This window comes from Halorubrum sp. LN27 (assembly GCF_016635065.1).
GTDB classification, from domain to species: domain Archaea; phylum Halobacteriota; class Halobacteria; order Halobacteriales; family Haloferacaceae; genus Halorubrum; species Halorubrum salipaludis.
Genome location: NZ_JAEPET010000001.1, coordinates 2,911,573 through 2,929,723 on the forward strand (window position 1 = coordinate 2,911,573; position 18,151 = coordinate 2,929,723).

General features: G+C 71.2%; 19 protein-coding genes. 8 read left to right on the plus strand and 11 right to left on the minus strand.

Annotation, left to right across the window (positions count from 1 at the left end):
* Positions 1-115 precede the first annotated feature (115 nt).
* Positions 116-2,410 (plus strand): AAA family ATPase, encoded by a 2,295-nt coding sequence (locus JIN95_RS14290; RefSeq protein ID WP_200531901.1) that lies wholly within the window; start codon positions 116-118, stop codon positions 2,408-2,410.
* A 9-nt stretch (positions 2,411-2,419) separates the two neighbouring features.
* The gene (locus tag JIN95_RS14295; protein WP_200531902.1) at positions 2,420-3,490 is read left to right on the plus strand and encodes a rhomboid family intramembrane serine protease; all 1,071 of its coding nucleotides are present in this window, start codon (positions 2,420-2,422) and stop codon (positions 3,488-3,490) included.
* A gap of 28 nt (positions 3,491-3,518) precedes the next feature.
* Here JIN95_RS14295 and JIN95_RS14300 read toward each other — a convergent pair whose 3' ends face one another.
* The 4 genes from JIN95_RS14300 to lwrS form a co-directional block, all read right to left on the minus strand.
* Positions 3,519-3,986, minus strand: a complete 468-nt coding sequence (locus JIN95_RS14300) for a CopG family ribbon-helix-helix protein (protein ID WP_200531903.1) — start codon at positions 3,984-3,986, stop codon at positions 3,519-3,521.
* A 25-nt stretch (positions 3,987-4,011) separates the two neighbouring features.
* Entirely contained in the window at positions 4,012-4,398 is a 387-nt protein-coding gene (locus JIN95_RS14305; RefSeq protein WP_200531904.1) for a PadR family transcriptional regulator, read from the minus strand.
* 58 nt (positions 4,399-4,456) lie between these two features.
* Positions 4,457-5,107: an HAD family hydrolase gene (locus JIN95_RS14310; protein WP_200531905.1), complete on the minus strand. Its 651-nt coding sequence runs from the start codon at positions 5,105-5,107 to the stop codon at positions 4,457-4,459.
* Between the two features lie 62 nt (positions 5,108-5,169).
* Positions 5,170-5,553 (minus strand): LWR-salt protein, encoded by a 384-nt coding sequence (lwrS, locus tag JIN95_RS14315; RefSeq protein ID WP_095637268.1) that lies wholly within the window; start codon positions 5,551-5,553, stop codon positions 5,170-5,172.
* 64 nt (positions 5,554-5,617) lie between these two features.
* Here lwrS and uppS point away from each other — a divergent pair, with 64 nt between their 5' ends.
* Positions 5,618-6,601, plus strand: coding sequence for a polyprenyl diphosphate synthase (uppS, locus tag JIN95_RS14320; protein ID WP_095637267.1), 984 nt, complete (start codon positions 5,618-5,620; stop codon positions 6,599-6,601).
* Positions 6,602-6,652: 51 nt separating this feature from the next.
* On the opposite strand, the gene JIN95_RS14325 is transcribed toward uppS, so the two are convergent.
* The 3 genes from JIN95_RS14325 to JIN95_RS14335 all read right to left on the minus strand — a co-directional run bounded on the left by JIN95_RS14325 (position 6,653) and on the right by JIN95_RS14335 (position 8,243).
* Positions 6,653-7,204 (minus strand): phage tail protein, encoded by a 552-nt coding sequence (locus JIN95_RS14325; RefSeq protein WP_200531906.1) that lies wholly within the window; start codon positions 7,202-7,204, stop codon positions 6,653-6,655.
* A 335-nt stretch (positions 7,205-7,539) separates the two neighbouring features.
* The gene (locus JIN95_RS14330; RefSeq protein ID WP_095637265.1) at positions 7,540-7,998 is read right to left on the minus strand and encodes an NOB1 family endonuclease; all 459 of its coding nucleotides are present in this window, start codon (positions 7,996-7,998) and stop codon (positions 7,540-7,542) included.
* Positions 7,998-8,243, minus strand: a complete 246-nt coding sequence (locus tag JIN95_RS14335; RefSeq protein ID WP_095637264.1) for a PRC-barrel domain-containing protein — start codon at positions 8,241-8,243, stop codon at positions 7,998-8,000. The genes JIN95_RS14330 and JIN95_RS14335 overlap by 1 nt, the downstream gene beginning before the upstream one ends.
* Positions 8,244-8,450: 207 nt before the next feature.
* On the opposite strand from JIN95_RS14335, the gene infB reads away from it, so the two are divergent.
* Entirely contained in the window at positions 8,451-10,244 is a 1,794-nt protein-coding gene (infB, locus tag JIN95_RS14340; RefSeq protein WP_200531907.1) for a translation initiation factor IF-2, read from the plus strand.
* Between the two features lie 73 nt (positions 10,245-10,317).
* Here infB and JIN95_RS14345 read toward each other — a convergent pair whose 3' ends face one another.
* Positions 10,318-11,106: a TOBE domain-containing protein gene (locus JIN95_RS14345; protein WP_200531908.1), complete on the minus strand. Its 789-nt coding sequence runs from the start codon at positions 11,104-11,106 to the stop codon at positions 10,318-10,320.
* Positions 11,107-11,279: 173 nt separating this feature from the next.
* Between JIN95_RS14345 and JIN95_RS14350 the strand changes: the two genes are divergently transcribed.
* The 4 genes from JIN95_RS14350 to JIN95_RS14365 are packed head-to-tail and all read left to right on the plus strand — an operon-like array spanning position 11,280 to position 14,180.
* Positions 11,280-12,224 (plus strand): substrate-binding domain-containing protein, encoded by a 945-nt coding sequence (locus JIN95_RS14350; protein ID WP_095637261.1) that lies wholly within the window; start codon positions 11,280-11,282, stop codon positions 12,222-12,224.
* On the plus strand, positions 12,221-12,943 hold the full coding sequence (locus tag JIN95_RS14355) for an ABC transporter permease (protein ID WP_095637260.1): 723 nt from the start codon (positions 12,221-12,223) through the stop codon (positions 12,941-12,943). The genes JIN95_RS14350 and JIN95_RS14355 overlap by 4 nt, the downstream gene beginning before the upstream one ends.
* Positions 12,943-13,695: a phosphate ABC transporter ATP-binding protein gene (locus tag JIN95_RS14360; protein WP_200531909.1), complete on the plus strand. Its 753-nt coding sequence runs from the start codon at positions 12,943-12,945 to the stop codon at positions 13,693-13,695. The genes JIN95_RS14355 and JIN95_RS14360 overlap by 1 nt, the downstream gene beginning before the upstream one ends.
* A gap of 50 nt (positions 13,696-13,745) precedes the next feature.
* Entirely contained in the window at positions 13,746-14,180 is a 435-nt protein-coding gene (locus JIN95_RS14365; RefSeq protein WP_095637258.1) for a hypothetical protein, read from the plus strand.
* 21 nt (positions 14,181-14,201) lie between these two features.
* On the opposite strand, the gene JIN95_RS14370 is transcribed toward JIN95_RS14365, so the two are convergent.
* From JIN95_RS14370 to JIN95_RS14380, 3 genes are all read right to left on the minus strand, one after another.
* Positions 14,202-14,768, minus strand: coding sequence for an HIT domain-containing protein (locus tag JIN95_RS14370; protein WP_200531910.1), 567 nt, complete (start codon positions 14,766-14,768; stop codon positions 14,202-14,204).
* Positions 14,768-15,676 carry a type II methionyl aminopeptidase gene (map, locus tag JIN95_RS14375; protein WP_095637256.1) on the minus strand — a complete coding sequence of 303 codons (909 nt, stop codon included), beginning with the start codon at positions 15,674-15,676 and terminating at the stop codon, positions 14,768-14,770. Before map ends, JIN95_RS14370 begins: the two co-directional genes overlap by 1 nt.
* A gap of 76 nt (positions 15,677-15,752) precedes the next feature.
* Positions 15,753-18,116: a histidine kinase N-terminal 7TM domain-containing protein gene (locus JIN95_RS14380; RefSeq protein WP_200531911.1), complete on the minus strand. Its 2,364-nt coding sequence runs from the start codon at positions 18,114-18,116 to the stop codon at positions 15,753-15,755.
* Between the last annotated feature and the right edge of the window lie 35 nt (positions 18,117-18,151).

Below are 18,151 nucleotides of genomic sequence, written 5' to 3' on the forward strand. Positions count from 1 at the left end.
GAACGACGGGTCCGGGCGGGGTAAGGGGGTTGCGGTCGGCGGCGGGGCGGGCACGTTCGGCGTCAGCGGAGGCCCGCCGGGCAAGGATAAAGGGTCAGCCGCCGGAACGGAGCGTATGAACGACACCGACGGCCTCCGGCTCACGGTGCGTGCCGCCGAGAAGCGGGACGCGGGCCGGGGCATCGCTCGGCTCCCCGAACCCTCCCGGAAGCGACTCGGCCTCCTCAGCGGCGACACCGTCGAGATCCGCGGCGAGCGCACCGCCGTCGCGAAGGTGTGGCCCGGCGGCGCGGACGCCCAAGAGGGCTCCGTCCTCATCGACGCCGACACCCGCGCGAACGCCGGCGTGAAGGTCGGCGACACCGTCACCGTCGCCGCCGTCGACGTCGGGGACGCCGACCGGGTCATCCTCGCCGCGCCCGCGGAGCTCGCCGACGTCGACGTGAGCCGCGAGGTGGTCGAGCGCGCGCTCGCCCGCGACCTCCGCGACCGACCCGTCACCGAGGGCGAGGCGGTCCACGTCGAGCGGCTCGGCGGGATCCGGTTCGTCGTCGCCGAGACCGACCCGGCGGGCACGGTGCGCGTCACGAACCGGACCGACGTGTCGGTGCGGTACGGGGACGAGGGCGGATCTCGGGGGAGCGTGAGCGGCGGACAGGATCGCCAATCCACGTCCGGAGCCCGGGCCGGAACCGGCTCCCCCGCGGACCGATCTCCCGGAACCGGGAGCGCCGACACCCCTGACACCCCCGGAACCGACGCCCCCGGAACCGACGCCCGACCCGCCGGCGACGCCGCCGAGCCCCCGGCCGAGCACACCGCGGGCGCGACGTACGAGGACATCGGCGGGCTCGACGAGGAGCTGGAGCTGGTGCGCGAGACGATCGAGCTCCCTCTCTCGGAGCCCGGCGTGTTCACCCGGCTCGGGATCGATCCGCCGAAGGGCGTCCTGCTCCACGGCCCGCCGGGCACCGGGAAGACGCTGATCGCCCGCGCCGTCGCCAACGAGGTCGACGCGACGTTCATCACCGTCGACGGCCCGGAGATCATGTCGAAGTACAAGGGCGAGTCGGAGGAGCGCCTGCGGGAGGTGTTCGAGCGCGCGAGCGAGGACGCCCCGGCGATCATCTTCTTCGACGAGATTGACTCGATCGCGGGGAAACGGGACGACGGCGGCGACGTGGAGAACCGCGTCGTCGGCCAGCTGCTCTCGCTGATGGACGGGCTCGACGCCCGCGGCGACGTGATCGTCATCGGCGCGACAAACCGCGTCGACACCCTCGATCCCGCGCTCCGGCGGGGCGGCCGGTTCGACCGCGAGATCGAGATCGGCGTCCCCGGCGAGGCCGGCCGCCGGCAGATCCTCGACGTGCACACGCGGCGGATGCCGCTCGCGGACGACGTGGACCTCGACCGGATCGCGGCGCGGACCCACGGCTTCGTCGGCGCCGACATCGAGGGGCTCACGCAGGAGGCGGCGATGACCGCGCTGCGGCGCGCCCGCGAGTCGGATGCCGAGGCCCTCGACGACGTGACCGTCGGGAAGGCCGACTTCGAGGCGGCCCACGCGAGCGTCGAGCCGAGCGCGATGCGCGAGTACGTCGCTGAACAGCCGACCACCGACTTCGCGGACGTGGGCGGGCTCCCCGAGGCGAAGGAGAAGCTGGAGCGCGCGGTGACGTGGCCGCTGACGTACGGCCCCCTCTTCGAGGCCGCCGACGCCGACCCGCCGACGGGGGTCCTGCTCCACGGCCCGCCCGGCACCGGGAAGACCCTGCTCGCCCGCGCGATCGCGGGCGAGAGCGGCGTGAACTTCATCCAGGTGGCCGGTCCGGAGCTGCTCGACCGCTACGTCGGCGAGTCGGAGAAGGCGGTCCGCGACCTCTTCGACCGCGCCCGGCAGGCGGCGCCAGCGATCGTCTTCTTCGACGAGATCGACGCGATCGCGGCCGACCGCGACGGCGCGGGCGGCGACGGCTCCGGGGTCGGCGAGCGCGTGGTCTCCCAGCTCCTGACGGAGCTGGACCGCGCGAGCGACAACCCGAACCTCGTCGTGCTCGCGGCGACGAACCGCCGGAAGTCGCTCGACCCCGCGCTGCTCCGGCCCGGACGGTTAGAGACGCACATCGAGGTCCCCGAGCCGGACCGCGACGCGCGCCGGAAGATCCTGGACGTTCACACCCGCGAGAAGCCCCTCCTCGAGGGCGTCGACCTCGAGCACCTCGCCGACGAGACCGAGGGGTACTCCGGCGCGGAGATCGCGTCGCTGTGCCGGGAGGCCGCCCTGATCGCCATCGAGCGCGTCGCCGAGGAACACGGCGCGGCGGCCAACGACCACGCCGACGAGGTCGGCGTCACCGCCGACGACTTCGCGGCGGCGCTGGAGAGCGTCCGCCCGGCGACGCCGTAGGTGGGCGACATGTCGGGAGACGGCGGTCCGGGCGAACGCGTTCGAGAATCGGCGAGCCGCGACCGGGATCCGACAAACCGCGACCGGGATCCGGCGAGTCGCCACGGCGGCTCCGCCAAGCCCCCCACCCTTCGCGGGCTGCTCGCGTCGGTCCTCGCCGCGGTTCGGTCGCGGCCAGCCGCGGATCTGGCGCTCGTGACGCTCCCGCTGCCGGCGCTGCTCGTCGGCGTGAGCCTCCTCCCCGGCGTCGAGGCGTGGCGGTTCTCGCTGGCGACCGAGGGGGTGCTCGAGAACCGGTGGTCGCTGTGGACCGCGTTCGCGTCGAGCTTTGTCCACGCCGACCCGGTCCACCTCGCCGACAACGTCGTCAACTACTGGCTGCTCGTCGCGGTCGCGTATCCCCTCTCGGTCGTCGCCGGCTGGCGCCGGCGGCTCCTCGGCTCGGTCGCGGTCTACCTCGCGGTCGTCCCGCTCGTCTCCGCGTGGGCGACCGTCGTCGCGCTCGGCGGGATGACCGACGCGCCGACCGCCGGCTTCTCCGACGTGAACAGCGCGCTCCTCGGCTACCTCGTGGTCGTCTGGTTCGCGGCGCTCGCGGCGGAGTGGGAGCGAGACGGCGACCGGGAGCGGAACGGCGACCGAGACCGGGGCGGGGACCAGGACCGGGGCGGCAACCGGAACCAAACTCGACGCGGGTCGCCCGCCGACATCGACCCGCGGTGGTCGGTCGTCGCCGTCTTCGCGTCGCTCGCGCTCGCGCACCTCGCGCCGAGCGGCGTCGGCTACTTCCCGCCGCTGCCGGCCGTGGGATCGCTGTTCGCGGTCGGCGCGGTCGTCGCCGCGGCCGGGCTGTCCCTCGCGACCGGCCGCCCGCGGGTGACGGGGCTCGGCCTGTCTCCGGAGCGAGAGCTCCTGTACGTCACGGGCGCGAGCGTCGCGGCCGCCGGCGTGATCGGATCGCTGGTGCTCGTCCCGTTCGGAAGCAACGTGTTCGCGCACCTCGCCGGCTACGCCGTCGGGTTCGCGGTGCCGTTCGTCGGCGTGCTCGCGGACGCGGAGACGGATGGCGGAGGAGGTTGAAAACGGACGGCCACTTCGGTCCCCCTGATCAGTAGTCGTGACCGTGACCGTGGTCGTGACCGTCCGCCGCCGCGGGGTCGGCGTCGGCGCCGAACTCGTCGACCGGCGTCACGCTGTAGTCGACCGTGAGCGTGTCCTTCGTCGCGCGGATCTTCCCGACGAACGTCGAGATGTCTTCCAACCGCCCCTCGAGCACGAACAGCTCCATGCAGTACCGCGAGCCGACGTGGCTGTGGACGTTGGAGGCGACGAGCCCCTCGTTCTCGTGGCGGAGCCGCATCATCCGCTCCTCGACGCTCGTGGTCTCGTAGTCGAAGAGCACGGTCACCACCGCCATCAGGTCGCGGTCCTCCAACGTCGCGTCCTCGAACTCTCCGAGGAGGTTTCGCGAGGCCTCGCGGACGACCTCGCTGCGCCCGGTGTAGCCGTGTTCGTCCGCGAACCCGTCGATTCGATCCAGCAACTCCTCCGGCATCGAGACGCTGACGACCGTCATATATTAACTGAACGCACCGATCTTGTTAATCCTTGAGATCGGGGCCGTCATCGCCGGCGCCGTCGTCGCTGTCGTCGTCACTGTCGTCGTCGCTGATGCCGTTGCCGAGAGTATCCCCGTCTCCCTCGCCGTCTCCGTCTCCGACCTTCGCCGAGAGCCAGTCGTAGTGGTCGAGGAGCGCGCGCTCGCCCGCGTCGGTGAGGGCGTACACGTCGGCGATCCCCTCGGTCCGCCGGTCGAGGAACCCCGACTCCACGAGGGAGGTCAGCGTCGCGTAGAAGGAGCCCGGATCGATCCGCTCGTCGTAGTGCGATTCGAGCCGGCTCTTCAGCGACTGCGCCCGCAGCTCGCCGGCCTCGTACAGCAGCGCGCACAGGTCGCGGCGGCGGCCGCTGTGGAGCCACTTCGTCATGGGCTCGGTTCCACCCGCCGCCTCACGACCGTTTCGGTCGCGGGCGACCGCGGCGCCCTCACGTCGGTCCGACCAGTTCGTCGAGCCGGCTGACGCGCCGGTCGCCCAGCACGCACCGGCCGCGGTCCTCGTGGCCCACGCGCTCGACGTGGACCGCGTCGAGCCCCGCGTTCCACGCGGCGCCCACGTCGCTCTCGCCGTCGCCGGCGTAGTAGCCGCGGTCGGTCCGGGGGTCGACGCCGAGGTCCGCCATCGCCAGCTCGATGGGGTCCGGGTCCGGCTTCCAGCCCGTCTCGTCGGTACAGCAGACGACCGCGTCGAACCGGCCGTCGAGGTCGAGCCGGTCGAGCACCGGCTCCGCGAGGAACTGCTGGCAGTGGGTGACGAGCCCCGTCGGCCCGCCGGCGTCGTCGACGCTGTCGAGCAGGCGGGCGGCGTCGTCGTGGAGGTACGTCGCCTCCGCGCGGGCGATCGGGTCCTCCTCGGCGTGGAACGCCGGCCAGAACGCCTCGGGGTCGACCCCGAGCTCGCGGAGGGTGTCGCCGCGGGGGCCGCCGAGCCCGTGCCAGAGGACGTACGCCTCCCGGTCCGAGAAGGGACGACCGAGCCGGTCGCCGACGCGGTCGAAGACGCCGCGGGTGTACGACCACTCCGCGTCGACGAGCGTCCCGTCGAGGTCGAACAGGTGGAAGTCGTAGTCGGCGACCATGGGGCCGTCCGTAAGCGGCCGGGTGATAAGTGCGTTGTGGGGGCCTGTGGTCCGCTCTCGACTCACTCCCGCACGTGGATCGACGACCCGAGGTACTTGTGCAGGACCTCGTCGACGGAGTCGGCGTTGAACCGGTCGAGGTCCGCGGCGACCTCGCGTTTCAGCGCGTCGAGGTGGTCGCGGTCGGTCCGGAGCTCGCGGAAGTCGGCGGCGACGACCTCGGCGCTCGCGGCGTCCGCGAGGCCGAGCCGCTCCGCCGCCAGCCGCCGAAACGACGGCTCGTCGCCGATCTCGCCGCGCCAGAGGCGATCGCGGAAGAACAGCCAGCCCGCCGCCCCGGGCTCGCTCGCGGGGATCTCCAGCGTCGTCTCGAACCGGTCGGGGTCGACCGCCGCCGCGTCCGGATCGAGCCGGAACGCGACAGCGAAGACGTAGGCGGCGTTCATCGGCCGTGATCTGACCGGCCGGAGGGTAAAAGTACATACCGCTCGGTCGACTCGGTCGACCCGTATGTTGGACCGCCTCCGCGAGCTCGTCGAGCGCGCGTACCGCCGCCACCTCCGCCGACAGATCGGGGACGTGCCGACGCACGTCGCGATCATCCAGGACGGGAACCGGCGGTACGCCCGCGAACGCGGCGGCGACGCCCCCGACGGCCACCGCGCCGGCGCCGCCACCACCGAGCGGGTGCTCGACTGGTGCGCGGACCTCGGCGTCGCGGAACTGACGCTGTACGCCTTCTCGACCGAGAACTTCGAGCGACCGGACGAGGAGTTAGCGCCCCTCTTCGACCTGCTTGAGGCCAAGCTCCGGGAGTTCGCCGACGCCGACCGCGTCCACGAGCAGGGGGTCCGCGTTCGCGCGATCGGCGACGTCGACCGCCTCCCCGAGCGCGTGCGCGACGCGGTCGACTACGCGGAGCGCCGCACCGCCGACAACGACCGGTTCACGCTGAACGTCGCACTGGCGTACGGCGGCCGGACCGAGCTGCTCGACGCCGCCCGGACGATCGCGCGCGACGTCGACGCGGGCGACCTCGACCCCGACGACGTCGACGTCGAGACGGTCGAGGACCGGCTGTACGACCGCCCGGTCCGCGACGTCGACCTCATCGTGCGGACCGGCGGCGACGAGCGCACCTCGAACTTCCTCCCCTGGCACGCCAACGGCAACGAGGCGGCCGTCTACTTCTGTGCACCGTACTGGCCGGAGTTTTCGGAGGGGGAGTTCCTCCGCGCCATCCGCACGTACCAGTCGCGCGAGGAGTCGTGGCGCCGGGACCGGGCGGAGCGCGCGGCCGCGCTCGTCCGGGCGGTCGCCGAGGTCGAGATCGCGGAGGCCCGGACCGTCGCGGGGCGGCTCCGCGACCGGCTGCCCGCCGTCGACGCCGGGGCGCTCCGGGAGGCCGTCCCCGGCGAGGAGGGCGGGCCGAGCGCGGTCGAGATCGAGGCCGAGTCGCGAAGGGGCGACGCGAACGAGGCGTCGACCGACTGATCCGGCGGGTAGCGACGCGGAGGGGCCGGTACGCCGCCCTCCCGGAGGGCCTCAGATCTCCTCTCGGACCATTCGGTCGAACGCGACCGTGATCGATTCGGTCGCCACGTCCCCGTCGGCGCTCGCGTCGAGCTCGGGCGGGCTGTACTCCTTGATCCAGGCCCCTTCGAACCGCCACTCGAGGAGCGGCTCCGGATTTCCGCCTCGCCCGTCGAGCAGTTTCACCGCGATCTCCTTCCGCCCCTCGTCGGCCTTCCCCGCTCTGACGGCTTCGTGCCAGTCGTAGAGGCGGTTGACGTCCTCGCGCTGGAGCCCCCGCTCCATCTCGAGGTCGTCGAACGTCGTCTGTCCCCAGACCTTCTTCTCGTAGTCGGCGTCGTTGCCCTCGCGGTACTCGTCCTGTTCCGTGGAGCGACTCGGGATGGTGACGGTCTGCCAGCCGGACACCGCCTCGCCGTCGAGTTCGACTTCGAACCGGCCGGTCCGCAGCGCGTCGTGTCGGTTCAGCGCGGCGGCCTCGGCGGTCGCCTCCGTCTCCGTCTCCACCTCCGCCGCGCCGGACGCGAGTCCCAGCGCGCCGGCGACGCCGATCGTTTGCAGCACTGTCCGCCGTCCGATGGTCGGTAGCATGGTCTTGTCCCCTCTGTGTGTGCGGCGACTACGACGTCGTTCGTTCGGACGGTTCACCTCGGGCGGTGCGTGTCGATGCCGGCGTCAACACGCGTCGCCGGCGTCAACACGCGTCGCGGGCGCCGGCGCGCGCCGTCCTCCCGTCCCGACCACGCCGAACGCCTCGTTATAGTTGAGTATGTCACAATTAAACAGTATCGATATTTTAAATGTGTCAGAGAGAAATTCCACTGAACGAACGGCTCGGGTGCTCTCGGTCCGATGATTCCGATCGCTGTCAGACGGTGGCGGGCCGCCCGTTCACTCGCTCACGCCGGGTTCTTCCGCGTCAGGTCGCTCCCGCAGATCGGACATCGCTCCTTGTTCTCGTCGAAGGTGCGGTTACAGCCGACGCACTGGAACCGCCACTCGCGCTCCTCGGAGATGCCGTCGCGCGCGATCGCCTCGACGGCGATGTCGAGGCGTTCGGCGACGTTCTGCATCGCGTAGTCGTCGGTGACGAGCGTCGCGCTCAGTTCGAGCGCGGTCGCGATCAGCCGGGTGTCCGTGTCCGACAGCTCCGCGGCGTCGCCGGAGCCCCGCGCGGCGCGCCGGACGTTGTCGAGGACCTCCGGGGCCGGGACGTGGATCGTCATCCCGGAGCCCTCCATCGCGTCGAACCGGAGCGCCCCCTCGCCGGTGAGCTCGTCGTGCACTTCGGGCACCGAGACCACGTCGTCGTCGGTGGTGTACTCGTGGATGAACGCCGAGGTGTCGAGGACTTCCATTAGCGGGCGACGACGATGTAGTCTTTCACCGCCTGCACGTTCGCAACCGGCACTTTCAGGCGGCCCATCTCGTCGACGTCGAAGCCCGAGCGCTCCGGGCTGAGGTGCTCGTGGGGACTCACGAGCAGGTCGGCGAGCTCGCCCGACTTGAGGTCCATCGTGATGTTGTACAGGTCCCCGAGTTCGGTTCCGTCCGCGCTCATCACCGCCTTCCCGGAGAGGTTCTCCGCGAGGATGTCGACCATGTTCGCACGGTCCCGGGCAACGGTCTTAAACTCCACGGGGCGTCGGACGGGCGACAGACGGGTTCGAGACGCCGCGACGCCGGTCAGCGGGGCGAGCCGCGGCGATCGCGGTGCTCCTCCCCCGCGCTTCGGCCGGGCGCGTTTTGAAAGGCTTAACTGACGGCCGGGCGGAACGATAGGTAACCGACTTTCTCGGGGCGATCACTGATGACCGACCACACAAACGCGGACACCCTTCGGACGCCGATCGTCGCCGTGCTGGGCCACGTCGATCACGGCAAGACCAGCCTGCTCGACAAGATCCGCGGCTCCGCCGTCAGCGAGGGCGAGGCCGGCGCGATCACCCAACACATCGGGGCGACCGACATCCCGCTCGACACCATCTCCGGGATGGCGGGCGAGCTCATCGACCCGACCGACTTCGATTTACCCGGGCTCCTGTTCATCGACACGCCGGGCCACCACTCGTTCTCGACGCTGCGCGCCCGCGGCGGCGCGCTCGCCGACATCGCGGTGCTCGTCGTCGACGTGAACGACGGCTTCCAGCCGCAGACGGAGGAGGCGATCGATATCCTCCGCCGGACGGGGACCCCCTTCGTCGTCGCCGCCAACAAGGTGGACACGACGCCCGGGTGGAACCCGCAGGACGGCGAGCCGATCCAGAAGAGCCTGGAGGCGCAGTCGGAGCGCGCCGAGTCGATGCTCAACGAGAACCTCTACGAGATCATCGGCCAGCTCTCCGACGCCGGCTTCTCGGCCGACCTCTACTGGCGCGTGCAGGACTTCCAGAAGAACATCGGCGTCGTCCCCCTCTCGGCGATCACGGGCGAGGGCGTCCCCGACCTGCTCACCGTCCTGATGGGCCTCTCCCAGCGGTTCATGAAAGAGGAGATGGCGATCGACGTCTTCGGGGCCGGCGAGGGGACGGTCCTCGAGGTAAAAGACGAGCGCGGGTTCGGCGCCACCATCGACACCGTCGTGTACGACGGCGTGGTTCGGAACGGCGATCAGATCGTCGTCGGCGGGCAGGAGGAGCCGATCGTCACGGAGATCCGGGCGCTGCTCCAGCCGCGACCGCTGGAGGAGATCCGCACGGAGAAGAAGTTCGAGAAGGTGGCGGAGGTCGGCGCCGCCGCCGGCGTGAAGATCGCCGCGCCCGACCTCGATCGGGCGATGGCCGGCGCGCCGGTCCGGGTCGTCCGCGATCGTCCGGTCGAGGAGGTCGTCGAGGAGGTGAAAGCCGAGCTCGCGGAGATCGAGGTGGACACCGCCGAGGACGGCGTCGTCGTCAAGGCGGACACGCTCGGCTCCCTCGAAGCGATGGCGAACGCGCTCCGCGAGGCGGAGGTCCCCATCCTGCGTGCGGAGGTCGGCGACATCGCACCCCGCGACATCGCCGTGGCCGAGACCGCGAACCAGGACGAGCACAAGGCCATCCTCGGGTTCAACGTCGACCTCCTCGCGAACGCCGAGACGGAGCTGGAGAACGCCGACGTGAAGCTGTTCACCGACGAGGTCATCTACCAGCTGATCGAGGACTACGAGACGTACGTCGAGGAGAAGCAGCGCGCCCAGCAGGAGACGGTGCTGGACAAGGTCGTCCGACCCTCGCGGTTCCGGATCCTCCCCGACCACACGTTCCGCCAGAACGACCCCGCGGTCGTCGGCGTCGAGATCATCTCGGGGACGCTCCAGAACAACCGCAACGTCGGCGCCTTCGAGGGCAACGAGTTCGACCGCGCCGGCCAGCTCTCCGGCATTCAAAAGCAGGGCGACGACGTGGACGAGGCGCGCGCCGGCGAGCGCGTGAGTATCGCCATCGACGGGCCGACGGTCGGGCGCGACATCGAGGAGGGCGACACCCTCTGGACCGAGATCCCCGAGAAGCACGCGAAGATCCTCGAACAGGAGCTGAAAGAGGAGATCACGGCCGACGAGCGCGAGGCGCTCGCGGCGTACTTAGAGACCAAGCGGAAGCGGGACCCCTTCTGGGGGAAGTAGGCAGAGCGGCGATCTTGCCGGAACGCGGAGTTTGCTCGACCTCTCCACGTCGTCTCTTCACTGAGGTGTTCGTTTATGAACTGGACTCCGCCGCGTGCGCCACGATCCGCGTCGCGGTCGCCTTCCACCGGATCGCCACCTCCTCTCCGTCGACTAGGTCCAACCGCGCCGCGCTCTCGGCCGTGATCAACACCCGAAACTCGACCTCGCCCACCGCCACCCGCACCGTCGACACCGTCTCGCCCGCCTCGACGCCGACGACCGCGCCGCGCAGGCGGTTCCGGGCGCTCGTCGCATCCGGGTCCACGCCCACGTCTCCCTTATAAATCGTCACCGCGTCCGCGCCGATCCTGACCTGTACCGCGTCGCCGACCGCCGCGCCGTCGCGGGCGTCGCCCGCGCCGTCTCCGTCCCCGTGGAGCCCGCGTACCCGTCCGACCGCAGTGTCCACGTCGGCCAGTTCGCCGTCGACGCTCGCGACGGTCCCGTCGAGCACCGTCTCGGGCACGCTCGCGGTCGCGGCGAGCACGGCCTGCAGGCGATCGTACCGGTCGAGGAGGTCGCGGCCGCCCGCCGAGAGCCGGCTTCCGCCGCCGCCGGTGCCGCCGCGCCGGCGTTCGACGAGGGTCCCGAACGCGTCCTCCAACGCCTCGATCCGCGAGAGGGCGCGGGCGCGGGACCGGCCGAGGTCGGCGGCCGCGCCCGCCACCGAGCCCGCCTCGTGGACCGCGCGCAGGAGCGCGGCGTCGCGCCCGTCGAACTCGACGCCGTCCCCGATGAGCGCGGCCCGACCGCGGCCGGCCCCGCCGTCCGTTTCCGTGCGCCCGGTTGCTCTCCCGTCCCCGTCCGCCGACTCGTCCATACCCCGTGGTCGTCCCCCGCGGTGTTGGCGCTTTCCCTCCGACCGCGGCCGCCTCGACGTAACCGTCTCCGACCCCGTCTTCGGGGAGTACCGTCGACCACCGGCGTCTCGTAACCGGTCCCGATTACGGCCGCGGCAGAAGGTATATCCGGCATCGGTCCGTCGATGTGTCTATGACGATACATCGGAGGCGGTTCGTCGCCGCGCTCGGTGCGGGCGCGGTCGCGAGCACCGCGGGGTGCGCCCGACTAGGACTCGGCGGCGAGTCCGGCGCCGGCAGCGACGACCGGCCCGCCGTGGCCGGCGAGGAGCTCACGCTCACGACGACGACGAGCACCTACGACACCGGTCTGCTCGACGAGATCCACACCGACTTCGAGGATCTGTACGGCGTGACCGTCGACGCCGTGGCGCAGGGGACCGGCGCGGCCCTGGAGTCGGCCCGGAACGGCGACGCCGACGCCGTGATGGTCCACGCCCGCGGGCTCGAAGACGAGTTCCTGCGAAACGGGTACGGCGTGAACCGCCGCGACCTGATGTTCAACGACTTCGTGATCGTCGGGCCCGAGAGCGACCCGGCGGGGATTCGGGGGACGGGCTCCGCGACCGACGCGCTCGCGGCGATCGCGGAGGCCGGCGAGACGTTCGTCTCTCGCGGCGACAACTCCGGCACCCACGCCAAGGAGCTGACCCTCTGGGAGGCGGCCGGCACCGAGCCGGGCGGCGACTGGTACCAGGAGACCGGCACCGGGATGGGGGAGGCGCTCAACGCCGCCACCCAGCAGGGCGCGTACACGCTCTCCGACCGGGGCACCTTCATCTCGCAGCGCTCCGAGATCGATCTCGCGATCCTCGTGCAGGGGCCGATCGAGGGCGGACCGGAGATCCTCGCGAACCCGTACGGGGTCATGGCGGCCAACCCTGGCGTCCACGACGGGGTCAACTACGACCTCGCGATGGCGTACATCGGGTGGATCACGAGCCCCGGCGTGCAGGAGTCCATCTCGGGCTACGAGGTGAACGGCGAGCAGCTGTTCTTCCCCGAGGCCGTCTCGGAGGACCCGAACTTCGGGCAGTACGTTCCGGAAGGTTGGAGTAGCGACTCCGCCGACGAGTGAGCGTGTCTCTCGCGGCGATCCCGGAGCTGGCGCCCGCGCTCCTCGACCTCCCGTTCAGGGAGGGGTACGTCCGAAGCATCGTCTTCGTCTCGCTGTACGTGAGCGTCACCGCGGTGGCGCTGAGCACGCTGTTCAGCGTGCCGGTCGCCGTCGCGATCGGCTTCGCCGACTTCCCCGGAAAGGGGTTCGTGAAGTCCGTCGTCAACACGGGGATGGGGTTCCCGAGCGTGGTCGTCGGACTGATCGTGCTCTTCGCCGTGTCCAATCAGGGCCCCCTCGGATCGCTCGATCTCGTCTTCACCCGGGAGGCGATGATCATGTCGCAGTTCGTGCTCGCGACGCCGCCGATCACGGCCATCACGTTGGCGGCCGTCTCCGGGGTCGACGAGGGCGTCCGAGACGCCGCGCGCGCGCTCGGCGGCACGCGCCTCGACGCGGCCCTGGTCGTCTTGAAGGAGGCGCGCTACGGGATCGCCACCGCGATCTTGGCCGGGTTCGGCCGCGCCGTCAGCGAGGTCGGCTCGGTGCTCATCGTGGGCGGCAACATCACGAGCGCGGACGGGATCTCGAAGACCCGGACGCTGACCACCGCCATCCAGCTCGAGGCGCGGCAGGGGCAGTACGAGACGGCGATGATCCTCGGCGCGGTCCTCGTCGCGCTCGTGTTGACCGTCAACGCCGTGGTCGTGCACTTCGGCGACAGCGGGGTGACGCGGTGATGCTCCGCGCGACGGGCGTCTCGCAGTCGTTCGGCGGCGAGCGCGTGTTCGACGACCTCTCCGTGGAGGTCGACGCCGGCGAGGTGCTCGGGGTCATCGGCCCCTCCGGAGTGGGCAAGACGACGCTGCTCCGGACGCTCGCGCTCTCGCTCGAACCCGACGCGGGGACCGTCGCCCTCGGCGGCACGGAGGCGTGGACCGCCGAGGAGTCGGAACGCCTCGCTCTGCGGCGGCGGGTCGGGATGGTCTTTCAGGAGGCGAGCCTCTTCGACGCCTCGGTGGGCCGCAACGTCGAGTACGGGCTCCGGGTCCGGAGCCCGTGGAGCGACCGGATCGCCGCGGCGCTGGGCCTCGCCGAGACCCCGGACGCGGTTCGCGAGTCGCTCGACGTCGTCGGACTGACGGACAAGGCGGACCAACACGCCGACTCGCTGTCGGGCGGGGAGGCCCAGCGCGTGTCGTTCGCCCGCGCGCTGGCGTACGATCCCGACGTGCTGCTGCTCGACGAGCCGACCTCCGACCTGGACCCGCGGAACACCGCGGTCATCGAGGAGGCGATCGGCGAGGCTCGGAGCCGGGGCATCGGCGTCGTCGTCGCGACCCACGACATGCACCAGGCCGAGCGCGTCGCCGATCGGGTCGCGGTGCTGCTCGACGACGGGATCACGGAGGTCGGCCCGACCGAGGCGATCTTCGAGGATCCCGACGACGAGCGCACTCGGAAGTTCATCTCCGGGGAGTTGGTGTATTGAGCCCCTGCCGACCCGGAGCCTTTTGAACGACGGCGGCGAACTGCGACGAGATGCACCGCCGTCGATTCCTCCGGAGGTTCGCCGCCGGAGGCGCCCTCCTCACGGCCGGCTGTAGCGCCCTCCGCGGACCGGGAGTCCCGTTCCGGTTCGCCGTCGTCAACCGCCGCGAGCGCGCGTATCACGTCGACTTCACTCTTCGCACCTCCCACGGCGACGCCCTCGTCGACGGCGCCGCCGACGTGGCTCCCAGACCGCCGGGCGACGACGAGTACGCCGAGCTGACCGTCGAGGACCTCGCGCGAGTGCGGAACGGCGACGAGATCGACGCGCGGGTCCGGGTCGACGGCCGGACGTACGAGGAGACCTACGAGGTGACCTGTGCCGAGAGCGACGCCGCTGAGAGCGCGCTGTTCTTCCGGATCCGCCACCCGGAGGCGCCCGCGTCGAACCCGACCGGGATGGAGTTCGGCGGGAGCGAGTGTTGAGAAACGGGTCGAGCGACGAGCTCAGCGGTCGCCGGCGCCGAGATCGAACGACAGCTCGACCGCTTCGCCGGCGTCTGCGTCGCCCGCGTCGACCACGTCGTCGCCGGCGGCGAACCCGGCGTGGAGGTGCTCGTAGGTGCGGTCGATCGCCTCCACGATCACCTTCGTGTCGCCCGTGACGGGCATGAAGTTCGTGTCGCCGTTCCACCGCGGGACGACGTGGGTGTGGAGGTGGTCGATCGAGCCGCCGGCCGCCGAGGCGCCGAGGTTCTGTCCGGTGTTTACCCCGTCGGGGTCAACGTCGCGGCGCAGCGCCGCGAGCGTCGCCGCCTTCAGCTTCGCGTGATCGAGGAGGGTCGCGTCGTCGAGGTCGGTGGGGTCCTCGCGGTGTTCGTCCGGGATCACCATGGCGTGGCCCGGGTTGTACGGCGCGTTGTTCAACAGGACGTAGTTGCGCTCGCTGCGGGCGACGACCCGGGCCTCGCGGGCGTCCTCGCGCTCGGGCAGGACACAGAACGGGCAGCCGTCGATCGGGTCGGAATCGCGCTCGACCCACTCGATCCGCCAGGGAGCGTAGATCCGGTCCATCAGTCGTCGAAGCCGTGGATGCCCGCCGTCGTCACCTCGACGCCATCCTCGGTGATCAGGAGGGTGTGTTCCGCCTGACTCACGAGGGCGTCGTCGGCCTCCTTCAGGACGGGGTACCCCTTCACCGCGTTCGCCTGCTTCAGCCGGCGCAGGGCCATCTCCGCGCGGTCGCCCTCAAGCCACCGCGCCGCGAACGGGAGGTCGTCGAACGCCTCGATCTCCTCTAAGGCCTGTCGCGCGCGGCGGTCGCGGACGCTCGCGGAGCCCTGGCGCTCGAAGATCTCCTCTTCGGTCCCCTCGCCGACCTTCCCGCGGCCGTCGGTGGCGAACGGCTCGATGGCGACCGCCTGTCCGGGCTCCAGCTCGACCGAGCGGTCGACGCCCCGGTTCGGAACGGTGGGGCCGGTGTGCGCGTCGTAGCGCTCGACGCCGTGCCCGGAGAGGTTCAACACGGGCGTGTAGCCGTAGCCGCGGATCACGTCCTCGATCGCGCCGCCGACCACGCCGACCTCGACGCCCGGCCCGGCCTCGTCGACGGCGGCCTCCAGCGCCATCTCCGCGGCCTCGACCAGCTCGGGGGTGCCCGTGTGGTCGACCGTGACCGCGGCGTCGGCGATGTAGCCGTCGACGTGGACTCCCACGTCCAGACACACCATCTCCTCGCCGAACTCGGTGTCGTCGTCTCGGCCCGGCGTGGCGTGGGAGGCCTCGGGGTCGACGCTGATGTTGACGGGGAACGCGAGGCCGGCCCCCTGTTCCCGGATGAAGTCCTCCGTCCACTCGGCAACCTCGAGGTGGGTCCGCCCCGGCTCGACCATCTCGCGGGCCTCGTTCATCGCCTCGACCAACACCGCACCGGCCTCCCGGTAGCTCTCGACCGCGTCGTCGTCTAGGGATCCGTGACTCATGTCACCGGGTTCGTCGACCGACCGCAAAGAGGTTGCGGAGGGCGAACGCCGCCCGTTCCGCCACGGTGCGGGGTCGTTACCCGCCGTCGCGTCGCCGCCGGGGATCCGAGCCCGGTTCTCTGCCAGCGTCGCCGTCGACCCCCCGCGGGCGAGTCTCCGCGGGCTCGCGGTTCGCAGTCGACTTCGCGCCGTCATTGGTCGACGCCACGCCGTCCGCGGACTCTCCGTTGTCCGCGAACTCCCCGTCGCCCGCAAACCCCCCGTCGCCCGCAGGCTCCTCGTCGCCCGCCGCCGAAGCGCCGTCCGGCGTCGGGAACCACATCGTGACCAGCGTCCCCGTCGGCTCGCGGGTGTGGATCTCCAGCTCCCCGCCGGACTCCGTGACGATCCAGTGGACGAGCCAGAGCCCGAGCCCGCTCGCGTGTTCGAGCGCCGTCTCGCGCGCCTCCGAGAACACGCTCCGCTCGACCGGCGGGATCCCGGGACCGTTGTCCGCGACGGCGACCCGGAACCCCTCGCCGTCGCGGTCGACGCTCACCTCGACGATGGGTTGGTTTCCGTCGTTGTGGACGACCGCGTTCTCCAACACGTTCCGGACCGCGGACTCCAACAGCTCGTCGGCGCACACCACCGCGGAATCCGGCGTCGACACGGTCACCGTCGTCTCCGGGAACGACGACTCCAGCGAGCCGCAGAGCCGCGTGACCAGCGGCGACAGGTCGATCTCCGTCCGCGCCCCGTCGCTGTGGAGCGCCACGTCGATCTCGCGGGCCTGGTCGCTGAGGTGCGTCAGCGTCTCCACCTTCCGGTCGATAACGTCGAGGTACTCGTCGCCGTCGGCGTCGACGTGGTCCCGCAGGAGGTCCGCGTAGCCGCCGATGACGTTCGTGTCGTTTTTGAGGTCGTGTCTGAGCACTCGGTTGAGGACCTGGAGGCGCTGTTCGTACCGCCGGCTCTCGGTCACGTCGGTGGCGGTGATGACCACCTCTTGGGTGTCCTCGAACAGCCGCTCGACCGTCGTTTCGAACTGCCGCCAGTTCCCGTTCGCGTGGGCGATCCGGTGGTCGAGCAGCTGCTGGTCGTCGGTCTCGAAGGCGCGCTCGAACGCGGCCTGGGCCTCCCGCCGGTCGTCGGGATGGACCAGATCGATCACCGGTCGCCCCTCGATCTCCTCGGGGGCGTGGCCGAGCAGGCGCTCTATCGACGGGCTCACGTACCGGAGCAGCCCGTCGGTCCCGCAGACCGCGATGACGTTCGGCGACTTCTCGATGAGCGCCCGATAGCGCCGCTGGAGGGTCTCGCGCTCGGTGATGTCGCGGAACAGGAGCACGGTCCCGTCCCCCGAACCGCCCGGGGCGCTCGGGGCGGCTTCGGATTCCGGGCCGCTCCGAAGCACCGGACCGAACCCGGATCCAGTCGGGGCGATCGAGTGGGCGGCGACGGTCAGGAAGCGCGGCTCCGACCCCCCGTCGATCGTCACCCTGAGATCTTCGTCCGGGCCCGTCCCGGACGCGGGGTCGCCCCCCTCCCGGTCACCGTCGCCGCTCCCGGACGACGCGAGGTCGACCACCGCCGGCGCCCGGGCGAACGCCTCTTCGACGTCACAGCCGATCGTCGCGCCGGGGAACAGCCCTCGGGCCGGCCGGTTCATGTCGACGACGCGGTCGTCGCCGTCGACCACCACGACGCCGTCAGAGAGATTTGTGAACACCGCGTCGCGGGCGATCGGCGAGAGGTCGAGGAGCCGGTAGCGGAACACGACCCACCCGAGCAGCCCGGACGTGGCCGCGAACGTGACCGGGGTGAGGTCGACGAACCGGGGACCGAGTGCCCCGCTGATCCCGACGACGCCGACGGACATCGGCGCGACCCCCGCGACGAGCAACAGCACGGCCTGCCACCGGAACACGCCGTCCCGCGCGAGCGCGGCGTAGCCGAGCACGCCGAACGTGAACAGGTTCACCGCGTAGCTGTACGTCATGAACCCGATGAGCGCGGAGGTCGGCGCGTACTCCATGACGAGGTATCCGTTCGCGCCGTCGAGCGCGGGGGACGTGTAGAAGAGGGGGTCGGCGCCGACGAGGAAGACGCCGCCGACGACGGTCGCGGGGACGAGACAGAGGAGGAGGAGCCGGCGGGGGCGGAGCCACGACACCCAGCCGACGTACGCGAACACGAACGCGGGCCAGGCGACGGCGAGCATCGCGATCCCGACCCAGACGAGGCGGTTCCACGACAGGGTCGCCGACAGCGTCGTCGCCGACAGCTGCCCCGCGTACGCCAGCGACCAGACGCCGCTGGCGACCGTGACTCCGACGAAGCTCCGCAGGAGCGGGGCCTCTCCCTTTGACCGGTTCCAGACCGCGTAGGCGGCGAAGGCAAACGACGCGAGCGACGCCACCAGTAACGGCGCCGTGTACGGCGTCGGTTGCCACTCCATCGATACCGGGCGAACGACTGTGACAGATAAAAAGG

Bases quoted from the DNA above. Each gene is read 5' to 3' on its own strand.
- JIN95_RS14290 (WP_200531901.1), top strand. From the start codon at position 116: ATGAACGACACCGACGGCCTCCGGCTCACGGTGCGTGCCGCCGAGAAG.
- JIN95_RS14295 (WP_200531902.1), top strand. From the start codon at position 2,420: ATGTCGGGAGACGGCGGTCCGGGCGAACGCGTTCGAGAATCGGCGAGC.
- JIN95_RS14300 (WP_200531903.1), bottom strand. From the start codon at position 3,986: ATGACGGTCGTCAGCGTCTCGATGCCGGAGGAGTTGCTGGATCGAATC.
- JIN95_RS14305 (WP_200531904.1), bottom strand. From the start codon at position 4,398: ATGACGAAGTGGCTCCACAGCGGCCGCCGCCGCGACCTGTGCGCGCTG.
- JIN95_RS14310 (WP_200531905.1), bottom strand. From the start codon at position 5,107: ATGGTCGCCGACTACGACTTCCACCTGTTCGACCTCGACGGGACGCTC.
- lwrS (WP_095637268.1), bottom strand. From the start codon at position 5,553: ATGAACGCCGCCTACGTCTTCGCTGTCGCGTTCCGGCTCGATCCGGAC.
- uppS (WP_095637267.1), top strand. From the start codon at position 5,618: ATGTTGGACCGCCTCCGCGAGCTCGTCGAGCGCGCGTACCGCCGCCAC.
- JIN95_RS14330 (WP_095637265.1), bottom strand. From the start codon at position 7,998: ATGGAAGTCCTCGACACCTCGGCGTTCATCCACGAGTACACCACCGAC.
- JIN95_RS14335 (WP_095637264.1), bottom strand. From the start codon at position 8,243: ATGGTCGACATCCTCGCGGAGAACCTCTCCGGGAAGGCGGTGATGAGC.
- infB (WP_200531907.1), top strand. From the start codon at position 8,451: ATGACCGACCACACAAACGCGGACACCCTTCGGACGCCGATCGTCGCC.
- JIN95_RS14345 (WP_200531908.1), bottom strand. From the start codon at position 11,106: ATGGACGAGTCGGCGGACGGGGACGGGAGAGCAACCGGGCGCACGGAA.
- JIN95_RS14350 (WP_095637261.1), top strand. From the start codon at position 11,280: ATGACGATACATCGGAGGCGGTTCGTCGCCGCGCTCGGTGCGGGCGCG.
- JIN95_RS14360 (WP_200531909.1), top strand. From the start codon at position 12,943: ATGCTCCGCGCGACGGGCGTCTCGCAGTCGTTCGGCGGCGAGCGCGTG.
- JIN95_RS14365 (WP_095637258.1), top strand. From the start codon at position 13,746: ATGCACCGCCGTCGATTCCTCCGGAGGTTCGCCGCCGGAGGCGCCCTC.
- JIN95_RS14370 (WP_200531910.1), bottom strand. From the start codon at position 14,768: ATGGACCGGATCTACGCTCCCTGGCGGATCGAGTGGGTCGAGCGCGAT.
- map (WP_095637256.1), bottom strand. From the start codon at position 15,676: ATGAGTCACGGATCCCTAGACGACGACGCGGTCGAGAGCTACCGGGAG.
- JIN95_RS14380 (WP_200531911.1), bottom strand. From the start codon at position 18,116: ATGGAGTGGCAACCGACGCCGTACACGGCGCCGTTACTGGTGGCGTCG.